This window comes from Vibrio sp. T3Y01, from assembly GCF_013114525.1.
Lineage (GTDB): Bacteria > Pseudomonadota > Gammaproteobacteria > Enterobacterales > Vibrionaceae > Vibrio > Vibrio chagasii_B.
On the sequence record NZ_VTXJ01000040.1, the window covers coordinates 1 to 11189 of the forward strand.

Consider the following 11189-nt stretch of genomic DNA (forward strand, 5'->3'; position numbering starts at 1 on the left):
CAGACAGCCACGGTCACCCCTACCGGCTTACTCTCAGGGAACGCTGTCGCCGACACAACGGTTGAAGCCATCAAAGATGGCATCACCAGTAATACTGTGGATGTAGAAGTCTATGCATGCAGGAGGACTGGAAATCAATGTATTGATCTCTTGGATACTGGTAGCGGTACATTGTTTACCAATTCACCATCCAAAACGTTCCTAGATAGCATAGGAAGCAGTGTAAATGACGGTTTTACACAAGAAATAGGAACGTCAGGCCCAAGCGGGGATTTCCATCTTTTCGATTGGAACAAAGCAAGCTCATTATGTAATACGTATAATACTAATAATATTGCAGGACGAACCAACTGGCGTTTAGCTACCGAGAATGAATTAAGAGGACTATTCAATACAAACGGTAATATGTTTACAGCTAGAGGCTGGGCAGTCAGGATTAATTACTGGACATCAACTGCTAGGGGGCCGGGCTATGTAAATTTCTCTCTCAGAAATGGACGCTCTGGTTTGACTATGCCGGGCGACGACACTCTTTACGCCTCGTGTGTTTCTGTTCCTTAGCGATCAATACGTAAGTTTTAATCTTTTCCTTTAAACCACCTACTTCGGTAGGTGGTTACTTTTTGCATCACAAGAATCAAGCCTCTCAATTCTTCAACAGGATCGACAAATGAATTGAAAATAAGTCTGGGGTCAGTCGCAAATAAGTATTTCGTTCAAACTTGCTTGGCTGACGACAATTCTCATTAAACAAGAGGTGAATAGGCTGTCGGTTATTTATCAAAGTCAGAAAGCTAAACCTCAACTTACGATCTGTTCAGCTAAGTTCACTCAAAGACTTAGGTTAATGACCAAGCCTCGCTATAAAAAACTAACTGAAAGTAATATAATCAAGCTTTAATCAATCGTGGGTCACTGATATTTTAGATTGATGAAGAAGCAATCCAACAAGAGCAACAGACCAAGCAAGGTGCTCCTGAAAGACCTCATTATTCATGCATTAGTATAGGAGCCAAAACGGTCAATAGTACGTTGCGTTCAAGACTAAAGGAAAAATCCAGCATTTAACCGTTGCTACTACAGGGCTGGAAGGTCTACGGTGAGGCAAGAAAAAAGTAAATGAGCCTAGAACTCCAAGTGTGACTCCCCAAAACAAAAACTTTACCAAAACCCTAGCCATAAAGTTTGATGCACTTGTGTTATTCCGACAGATATTTTAATCACCATTCCCAAAAATCCACTTCATATCTAAACCGTTCAACCTCCTCATCGGTCAGTTCCGGTATTGTTTTGATAGGTCTTCCTCTGCGTTTAGAGGGAGATTTCGTCGGCTTAGGTTTGGATGCTCTCACTTTTCGAGTTTTAGGGTTACTCACAAGCTGACCTGATAATATTCCACTAATAACTTCCCCTATCGCCTCAGCAGATTGCGATACTTGCACATCATCCACGTGAGCATAACGAAGCGTGGATGAGATACGCGTGTGACCCAACAGTTTCGACACCATCGGAATAGGGTACCCCTCTAACACCGCATAACTGGCAAAGGTATGACGCAAATCGTGAATGCGAACATCCTCGATATGGGCTAAGGCTCGCACCTGTTGCCAGACCATACTAACCTTAGTCGACCGACTCACAAAACGACGCAAGGGCATAAACACATCATCGTGTGATTCGCTACGATGCGCCCATGCCTGCTTGGATATGTCTGAAAGGAGCTGTTGCGCTTCCTTGCCCACATACACCACCTTCGCACCCGTTTTGCTGTCCGGCAAGTGCCACTCCCTGCCTTTTACAAAAGACCATTGCAATCCTGTTACCTCTGAAATTCGACATCCCGTTAACAGCACCAGCTTTAGCACCTGACAACAGCACGCTTCCATATCACCTTGCTGGCTGACCACCGTTAATGCGTTATGCAACCGCGCTAACTCGTCCAAACTCAAAAAACGATTGAGCTTTTTTTTACGATTTTGCTTAAGACCGTCACAAGGATTGTCCATGCAATAACCTTGCTTCACCGCATATTTGAAGATTGAACGAAGCACATCAAGATTACGGTTGGCAGCCCCTGCGTAATTCCGGCTGAGTTCATCAAACCAACGATGCACATGACACGAATCAATACGGCTAACAGGAAAACGTCCAAACTCGGGCAACAAATGCTTTTTTAAGGCGCTCGACGCAGTCCCTTGTGTACTCAGTTTCCATCCCTTGCAGACCTTATCCGTCCATTCTTCTTTCACCAACGCATCAAAGCGGATCAACCGTATCGGTTTCGTCTCTTTGTCTAAAAAAGAGGCCTGTAAAGCGCGTACGTGTTGTCTCACTTTTTTTAGTGTCAGTTGCCCCACTGCCGCCAACGTCTTATTGGGAATGGATAAATGAGTCACATAGAAACGACGACCATCGGTATAAACTCGAACCCCTAACGCTGGAACTTGGGTATCCCACACCGTATACGTTCGAGTTTTTGAATTCAGTGATTGAATGACTTTAGAAGTGAATAACAGTGACTTCATGAGCGCATCCCCTTAACGAGTACTCCCGACACATGAGAAGCCGCCTGACATACGTCATCACGTCCCAAATGCGCATACTTTAGCGTCGTTTCTGCTTCAGCATGCCCCAAAAGACGACTAAGCACGATCAAGTTCACCTTCGACTGAATGGCAATACTGGCGTAGGTGTGACGTAAATCATGCAAGCGCACACCTTCTAATCCGGCTAACTGGCGAACCTGTCGCCAGAAAATACCCAACTGATTGGTTGATATAGGTTGGGTGTTACAAGGGGCCAAAAACAGGTAATGACTCTCTGATTTCCATGCATCAAGATAAGCTCTGACTTGTGAGCAAAGGTAAACCGTTTTCGCCCCCGTTTTACTGTCTAATAAATGCCAGTGATTACCTCGGTACTCTTTCCATTGCAAGGTTCTCACTTCCGATGAGCGGCAACCTGTGTATATTAACAGACGTATTATCATAACCTTAGCTGGGTTATCGCCCTCTAACGTGTCTAGCACTCTCCAGAGCTGACGCAATTCGTCTTTACTAAGATAGCGCTCCACCTCTCCTGCTTTATAGCGCTTGAAACCACGGCAAGGATTGGTATTTTTAGGACGATATTCCCATGTTTCACATTGCTGCATCATAACCGACAGCAACACTAACGCTTGGTTGGCTGAGCCTTTCACATGGCTTAACTGGGCAAACCACTGCTCAACATCATTTCGAACAATAGATTGTACTTCCCTATCTCCAAGATAAGGGGCGATCTGAAGACGAAAGGCACTTTCGTTCTTTTTCAAAGTGCGAGGTTTCCAATGACGAGGATAACGCTCAAAAAACTCTTGGCCGAACGCCTGTAGCGTTATGGAGGGCAATGCTTCAATTTTCGGACTGCGTACTTGATGAACAAGCTGCAAGGCTTCTCGTCTTGCTTGACGTAATGAGCACTCTAATGTGCACCCTAGCTTATGATTTTTTCTCAATCCGTTACTCTGGAAGCGAACAAAGAACACTCGCCTCCCTGACGGGTAGACTCGTAAATACAGCGTCGACACCTTGGTATCATAGTATTCTTGTGTGGTCGAAGTCGGTTTTACATGCTCGACAAATCGCTGAGTAAGAGGCATTTTTTGCATTTTAAGCTCCTGTTTACAGGGGCATTTTTGAACAAAAAAACGTTATCAAAAATGCCATAACATCAAAAAACAAAAACTTAACATCAATAATTATCAATAACTTACAACAGACAACCATTCATAATCGCTAGATTATGGGGTGGTGTGTGGATGATTCTAAAGCCGTAACAATGACCTCCAATGAGTCTCCATCAAGTTTGTGTTTTTTGGACTTGTTTTAGAAACGTCGAGAGCAAAAGCCGAACCGTTGGCGATTGAACCGAGGGTGATTGACACTATTAGGGAAGGAATGTAAAACGGAAAAAAAAGATCGTGAGACAACTAGCGCCGCACCGTCATGGTGCAAGAAGGGTTATTTTAATGGCGACTGATAATAGACTTTTTTAACTTTTTTGATGTATATTTTTCTGGCGTTCTCGGTACGTTTAAGAAATCCCGCATTATAAGCGCCTACGCTATTCCAGTTATAACCATGACTGGCAAAGTTGGAGCTTAATACCCATGCACCTAATGAAACATTAAAACAAGGTTCGTAAATATTAGTTTCATTGACGTTAAATTCAGCCAGTCGAGGAAACCAAGATGAGTTAATTTGCATGAGTCCAAAGTCGCGACTGGTTACTTGACCTTGTTTATTTTTGTTTTCGTTATAAGCATTAGGATCAAGACTGCTTTCAACCTGCGCTATCGCTCGCAATAATCCCGGATCAACATTGTAATACTGCCCTGCTTCATCAAAACAAAACGAATACCCAAAACTTGGGAATATCGATAATAATAAGGTTGATATTTTCATAAGCTAAAAAGTGGAGTCTAAAGAGACTCCATTATATCGCGTAAATTGACGTCATCAATATTCATTAGGGAGTAAAATCGTAGTGCAACTACGACCACGTTCGGTAATTATCCAGACTTGTTCATTACAAATGGTGTAACTGGATAAAACCCGCTCGCCTGTCTTGGTGGCTTCATCATTGGTAAGTTTATCTTCAACACAGACATTTCCCCAATCACCATTTTGGTGACGATGTAAGTAAATCGGTAAATTAACACCAATATTATTATTTAGCAGTTCAGCAATGCCTTGTGTACAAACGACTTTGCCAAGATCTAACGGCACAGCCGTACAAACATAATTTTTTTCTTTTGTTTCTTCGTTACCTGGTGTAACATTTTTAATGTTCATTTTATTTACCTCTGTATTTAACTTGAATTTGCCTTGATATTTGATACAGCAAATATCAAGGCGCTTTACTTTTAGCATTTAATAAACGTCTTCCGTTTTACGAATGTGATTAAACACCTCATACACTTCATCGTAAGAAATACCATACCCTTCGAGCTTTTCGACACAATCACAAATATCATTGGTATAGAAACACTCGTGATTGAATAGCTCACGTCGAATGATCGCTTTTTTATCATTCTCTTCGATGTCTTCGGCGATCCCTTCTTGAGCAATAGAATCTAAACGGTTCATTAATTGCTTCGCATTATCAACAGGGCAAATTAAACCCATACCTAACGACGCATATTTAACGCCCTCTTTTCTTGCTTCAGCGAACTGCTTATTAGAAAAAGCAAAGAATGCCCCTGCCTCATTAAATGCTTGCGTTTGTTTGTCTTGAATATAGTGAGAGAGATATTTCATCATTTAAACCTCTACGTTGTCATTGAGGGTGGTCTCAATAAAGACTAAGGTGGCTATTGACCTGATTCCTACCTAACGCCTTAAAACTCGAAATAAAACAAATCAATATCAGGATAAGGTTGGAAGCAATGAACACTAAACCTACCTAACGTCAAACGAATAACACCGTCTTCTCGCTTTTCGACATCGCCGCCTTGACTGCGAGTGAACGCAACGGCTTACTCCAAGCCGTCCTGAAATGACACCTTTTGTCTTACGCAGCTCGTTGACAAGACTTTCTAAACCTTTCATTTTTGCTGCTGCAATATGCAGTTTTGAAAACTCTACATTCAGTTTCATTATTATCACTCCTTATGACGCTAAACGAATATTAAAATTGAAACCGACACAACGGTAAGTTTCACCTTGTTTCTTAAAACGTAAACCTGGGAATATTGAGCCGTAACATGTGTGTACTATCATTTCTTGGTTGTTCTCCCTGACATACCATCCCCCCATTGCACAGAACGCATTCAACCCAATCAAAAGGTCATAGATTTCGTGATGGTGAAACGTTCGTTGATTCATATCTGGAAATTGCGCTTTAAGTTTCTTATCGAACTGTTGACGATGAAGAGTGGCCACATCATCTTTTTGTAAGGGACTTTGTCCTCGGCTGAACATTTTTAGGTGTTGAAGGCGCATCAACACTGCCATTGGCTTCGCCTCCACTTCCTCACAAGGCGAACTCTCATCACACATAGCCCGGATTCGTTGGCGAGCCAACAACAGATCAGACAAAGAGATATCATTTTTTGGTGAGCTTTCGTGCCCAGCGGCGAAACGCTGGTCGCTGACATTCGATTTAGAAAGAGTTGGGGTTGAGTTTTGTTGTGCCATGAGGAGTTTCCTTTTTGTTTGAGTATCACTTTTATGGAGCCGCTTGGCTGTCCAGACCTCAAACAGGGTTCTTATCTGCAGGGGCGCGAAGCGTTTATTTACCCTTGCAGATAAGGTTCTGCTTGAGGATGGTGAACAGCCTGCGAGCGCCATCACGTGATGCGAGTCGAAAGGAAAGTCGGCACATAAGAAAACAAGCCTTTACTCGACCTTAATTGAAATCAGTGAAAGGTAACGAGGAGGCACGACAAGGCGCAGCTACGCAGTAGCGGAGGCGTTGGGTGATTGCTCGCAGGAACTGGATGTCACATCGAGCTTGCTCGATAATAAGTGACATAAGTTATCGCGAGAGGAGTGAAACGACGGAATGAGCCGACCGAAGGGAGAACGCCCAATATTTAAGTTTAATACGTACTTTATAGATTGATTGGCGTTGGAAACAGAACCGTCATAATCAATATTCAGGGAGATGCGTCGAAGGCGGTTCAAGTCAAATATCGCGATAAATCTAAAGGGTTATTCGCCATCTAGCCATCAACTCAATTAGCCTCCATCTTTTTGGTCAGGGAGAGTGGAAAGTGAAAAAGCTGGATGCAAAGAAACGCAGAGCATGGCAAAAGCTGCACTTAGCTTTCATATCGATACACCCGAAACCATGAGTGCGGAAGTCAGTTTTGTTGTGCCATGAGCCTCTGAAAAAGAAAAGTTGTCCCTCACTGGAACTCACCTCGAAAGAAGGTAATGCTTTGGGAAGAGAGTGGAGCAATAAATGAAGCGGTAAAGCGAGTTTGAAATACTACAACGCTCAGATAGGTGAAATGATAGTAAATGTGAAAACTACAAACAAAAATTGTCGCTCTAGCTATGTCAGTTAGAAGCCAACGGTTAGCCATAGACGATGTAGCTTTATCTCCAGGCAGATTTTATCAACACAACCCTTTATGCTTGAGCAGCTAATGAGAAAGTTGTGCGAGTTCGTCTGTATTCAATCCCGTGACATCCATAATGGTTTGTTGATCTAGACCATTAAGCAGCATCTTACGCGCCATATCCTTGAGCGCTTCTTGGCGGCCTTTTTCCTCACCTAATTGTATACCTTCTTGGCGCCCTTCTTGGCGGCCACGTCGCTCGCCTTGTTGGCGCAATTGTTCTGCAATAGTCATAAGTGTTTCCTCGTGTTTCGGTACTGATGAGACCAGTGACGTAATTAACGCTTCTAGGTTACTCGTTTCACCCACTTGGAGTAGGTAGCTCATCAATGACTGTACTTGCTTATCTGTAGTGTAATCGGTTAAGAGCAATGTGACCAGAGGCTCAAGGAAATCCATGATATCGCGATGCCTAGCGTGCTTTTGTACAAGTTCAAGTAACGCGATACGGCGATGCTGCATTATCTCATCATCGGAGATGACCGTGACATCGACCAATGGAAAATCTTGAGTATAGAGTGTTTTAGCCACAACAGGATTCACAAACCCTTTTAACCAATTCATTTCATAAGGATACGGCGAGACTTGGCCATGGTAAAACTGCAAAGGTATCACTAAGGGTAAGTGCTCATGGCCCGCTTCAATATGCTGTTGCATAGCAGCGATAGCGTAACGCATCAGTCTGAACGCCATGTGTTTATCTGGCCGACTCTGGTGCTCGATTAACGCATAGACGTACCCTTCCCCCTGAGACGTTTTAAGAGAATAAAGGACATCCGAATAGTAAGGGCGTAAGCTTTCTTCAATAAAACTGCCTGATTCGAGCTTTAGGGTCGTCAAATCACAAATTTCACGCAGCTCAGCAGGCAGGTGAATATCCAATAAGTCTTTAGCGGTTTCAGAATGAGTGAGAAACTGCTTAAAAAGCGCATCGTGTGGAGTTGGCGTGGTCTTTTTCATTCCATTATCCTAACACCAAATAAGTCAAATCAGTACCATGATAAAAATTATGCACCATGTTGGTTTCTTTCTACACATCAATTTAGTTAATTTACTCTAAGTAATCTTTGCCCCAAGACGTGTTTAGAACGCATGCTGCGTTGCGCAACTTGCGTAATGAACTTACTTTTGCCCCAAAGTTTGTTTCGCTTCTAAATACGTTCCAGATCGGCAGCTAATTTTGACATACTAAAAGTAATGCGTGGCAAAACGCAAGATGTGACCCTATTGTCTTCCTTTTATTTTAATAACCTTAAAAAATACAATGGCATAATACCTCCGAATTATTCTGTTAAACTACACCTGAAATTTTTAATCAGGAGTGATAATGCCTCAATCAGCATTCGCAAATTTACCCCCGCTACTATTTCTAGTGATTTCTGCACTACTAGCTGTAGTGCTTTTTATCTTTATTGCTCGACTTAAATCTACAAAACGAGAACTGGAAGATTCCAAACAGGAAACCAAAAAGGCTTCTCAAGCACTTGCTGACTATGAGATGCAATATTCTGGCATCATCAACTTGGATAAAGAGATTGAGGTTCGAGATCAAGCTTCCAAATTGCGCCAAGACGAAGCCAATGCAGTTTTTCTTGAGGTCACAAATGATATTGAGCAACTCAAGTCGAGTTACAAAGAAAAGAAAGGCATATATGACTCACTCATCCATAAAATAGGCATTTATGACGATGACGTTGAGTTGCTAGAGCTAGGCTTCTACGAACCACACTTTGACTTTGACACTGCGGAGCAATTTAAAGAGAAAGTCCGCGAGTGCAAAGAGCGTCAAAAAGACCTTCTTCGCCTGAAGGATACCTCTGGAGCGATTTACTGCACCACTGAGTGGACGGTAGGTAACTCAAAAGTCGAAGGTAAGAAGATGACTGACCGAGGCATTAGGCTCACAGCTCGCGCATTCAACAACGAATGTGAAGCAGCCATCGCCAACTGTACATGGAAAAATGTCGTCAAGATGGAAGCGCGAATTAATAAAGCCTTTGAAGCAATTAATAAGCTGAATGAGTCCAACACGATTGTCATTTCAAATAAGTATTTGCAATTGAAAATTGAGGAACTTCGCCTGACTCACGAGCACAAAGAGAAGAAACAAACAGAGAAAGAAGAACAGGCTGAAATTAAGGCTCAAATGCGTGAAGAAGCGAAGATTGAAGCTGAGATCAAGAAAGCGGAACAAGAAGCCATCAAAGAAGAAGCACGCTTTTCTAAAGCTCTTGTGACCGCTAGAAAACAGCTCGAGTCAGCGAATGACGAAGCCCGTTGTAAACTGGAAGAACAGATCGCACAGCTACAGTCTGATCTTGAAGCCGCAGAGCAAAAGCATCAACGTGCACAGAGTATGGCAGAGCAAACCAAGCAAGGTCACGTTTATGTTATTAGTAATATTGGCTCGTTTGGAGAAAACGTTTATAAGATTGGTATGACCCGTCGACTCGAACCAATGGATCGGGTCAAGGAGTTGGGTGACGCTTCAGTACCATTCAGTTTTGATGTCCACGCCATGATTCACACCACTGACGCACCTTCTCTTGAGAAAGAGTTGCATCGCGTATTCGATAATGACCGTCTGAACATGGTGAATAGGCGTAAAGAGTTTTTCCAAGTGGATCTATCTGACATCAAGAAAGCTGTTAAAAACTTCGATATTGATGATGCTGAGTTCATCGAAACTGCTGTAGCACAGGACTTCAATGAAACTAAAGCAATGCGCAAACAAGCTGAGTTGAAAGAAGCAATCGAGCTTGGTGCTATCACCGATTTAACTAAGACGAAGCAACCTGAATTTGCTGAGAGCATTTAAAGTGTACTAATTCAGACCTGATCTGACAGTTACCCATTTTTGACTCGGTGCCTGTCAGATTTAATCTGGGCTAGATTTTTTTAAGCCCATTTCCCATCTTCCAGCTAGCTAATTCAGTTAGTACAGTTCTGCCCCAATATTAGTTTCAGCCAGAACATGTACTTTCTTAGCCAGCCTAAATTCTGCTAATGTCAGATGAAATACGCGAAAAAGAACTAGACTTAAAGTCAATATCAATTTTAACGGACTGAAAGCTCTATGAGTATAGATTTTCTTACAAGAAAGAAATATTTAACGAGTCATGACTTCTATCGAGATCTCATTGATTTTTTTGTACAAGAAGCTAAGAGCGATATCGGATATTTCCACTTCTATTCTCATACTAACGAAGAAATCGCATTAAATGTTTGGTCAACCTCTGTTTTGGAACATTGCCATTGCAGCTACGTAACCCACTATCCACTATCATCTGCAGGAATATGGGCAGATAGTATAAGAACTAAAAAGCCCGTAATACACAACCACTATGATGCAAACTATTCCATAGATGACTCTTTACCGAAAGACCACATAAAACTAACTCATCACTTCAGTCTTCCCGTAATACAAAAGAATGACGTAGTTGCAGTCATCGGTATAGGCAACAACAACGCACCATACAGTCATGACTTCGTAAGTTATTTTTACAGTATGATCAATGACATCTGGCCTCAGGTACAAACAAAGGTAAGTAAGATCGAATCTGGATTAGCTAACAACAAGCTAGAATTTGATTCTTCTACCTCCATCGCGATTATGACTAATATGCTAGGCGCAATATCTCGTGCGCTTGAAATTCGTGATGAATACACTTCCTCTCACCAACGCAATGTCGCTCATATATGCGACCTTATAGCTGATAAACTTTCACTAGAAGACTCTGTGAAAGAGGGACTAGTCATTGGAGCTTTGGTTCACGACATCGGGAAAATTACGATCCCGTCTCAAATCTTAAGTAAGCCTGGGAAGCTCATGCCAGCAGAGTACAAGTTACTCCAAAGTCATTCAGAAGTGGGAGCAAAGATTTTTCATGAAGTAATTTTTCCTTGGCCAATCGTCGAAATGATCGAACAGCACCATGAAAGGTTGGATGGCTCGGGCTACCCAAACGGAATCAAAGGGAATGAAATTTTACTTGAGGCTCGGATTATAGCTGTTGCAGATACCTTCGATGCTATGGCAAATGATAGACCATATAGGAAGGCTGTCGGAGCGAAGAAAGCT

Annotated in this window: 10 protein-coding genes; 3 read left to right on the forward strand and 7 right to left on the reverse strand. The window is 42.4% G+C overall.

Annotated elements, in window-relative coordinates; genetic code table 11:
- Nucleotides 1-561 (forward strand): DUF1566 domain-containing protein (locus F0232_RS24500; RefSeq protein WP_171751071.1); only part of this gene is annotated, 561 nt, incomplete at its 5' end.
- A 659-nt stretch (nucleotides 562-1220) separates the two neighbouring features.
- Here the strand turns inward: F0232_RS24500 and F0232_RS24505 are convergent.
- From F0232_RS24505 to F0232_RS24535, 7 genes are all read right to left on the reverse strand, one after another.
- On the reverse strand, nucleotides 1221-2525 hold the full coding sequence (locus F0232_RS24505; protein ID WP_171751072.1) for a site-specific integrase: 1305 nt from the start codon (nucleotides 2523-2525) through the stop codon (nucleotides 1221-1223).
- Nucleotides 2522-3649 (reverse strand): site-specific integrase, encoded by a 1128-nt coding sequence (locus F0232_RS24510; RefSeq protein WP_171751073.1) that lies wholly within the window; start codon nucleotides 3647-3649, stop codon nucleotides 2522-2524. Before F0232_RS24510 ends, F0232_RS24505 begins: the two co-directional genes overlap by 4 nt.
- 352 nt (nucleotides 3650-4001) lie before the next feature.
- Nucleotides 4002-4445 carry a lytic transglycosylase domain-containing protein gene (locus tag F0232_RS24515; RefSeq protein WP_171751074.1) on the reverse strand — a complete coding sequence of 148 codons (444 nt, stop codon included), beginning with the start codon at nucleotides 4443-4445 and terminating at the stop codon, nucleotides 4002-4004.
- Between the two features lie 54 nt (nucleotides 4446-4499).
- Nucleotides 4500-4835, reverse strand: coding sequence for a type I restriction endonuclease subunit M (locus F0232_RS24520; protein WP_171751077.1), 336 nt, complete (start codon nucleotides 4833-4835; stop codon nucleotides 4500-4502).
- Nucleotides 4836-4913: 78 nt separating this feature from the next.
- A complete protein-coding gene (locus tag F0232_RS24525) occupies nucleotides 4914-5300 on the reverse strand; it encodes a hypothetical protein (RefSeq protein WP_171751078.1) in 387 nt (128 codons plus the stop codon).
- Nucleotides 5301-5651: 351 nt separating this feature from the next.
- Complete coding sequence (locus F0232_RS24530) at nucleotides 5652-6179, reverse strand: hypothetical protein (protein WP_171751070.1); 528 nt, start codon at nucleotides 6177-6179, stop codon at nucleotides 5652-5654.
- Nucleotides 6180-7132: 953 nt separating this feature from the next.
- Nucleotides 7133-8068 (reverse strand): Rpn family recombination-promoting nuclease/putative transposase, encoded by a 936-nt coding sequence (locus F0232_RS24535; RefSeq protein ID WP_171751075.1) that lies wholly within the window; start codon nucleotides 8066-8068, stop codon nucleotides 7133-7135.
- 367 nt (nucleotides 8069-8435) lie between these two features.
- Here F0232_RS24535 and F0232_RS24540 point away from each other — a divergent pair, with 367 nt between their 5' ends.
- Together F0232_RS24540 and F0232_RS24545 are read left to right on the forward strand one after the other, a co-directional pair.
- Nucleotides 8436-9926: a DUF4041 domain-containing protein gene (locus tag F0232_RS24540; RefSeq protein ID WP_057622950.1), complete on the forward strand. Its 1491-nt coding sequence runs from the start codon at nucleotides 8436-8438 to the stop codon at nucleotides 9924-9926.
- A gap of 258 nt (nucleotides 9927-10184) precedes the next feature.
- Nucleotides 10185-11189: HD domain-containing phosphohydrolase (locus tag F0232_RS24545; RefSeq protein WP_171751076.1), on the forward strand; the 1005-nt coding region annotated here is incomplete at its 3' end.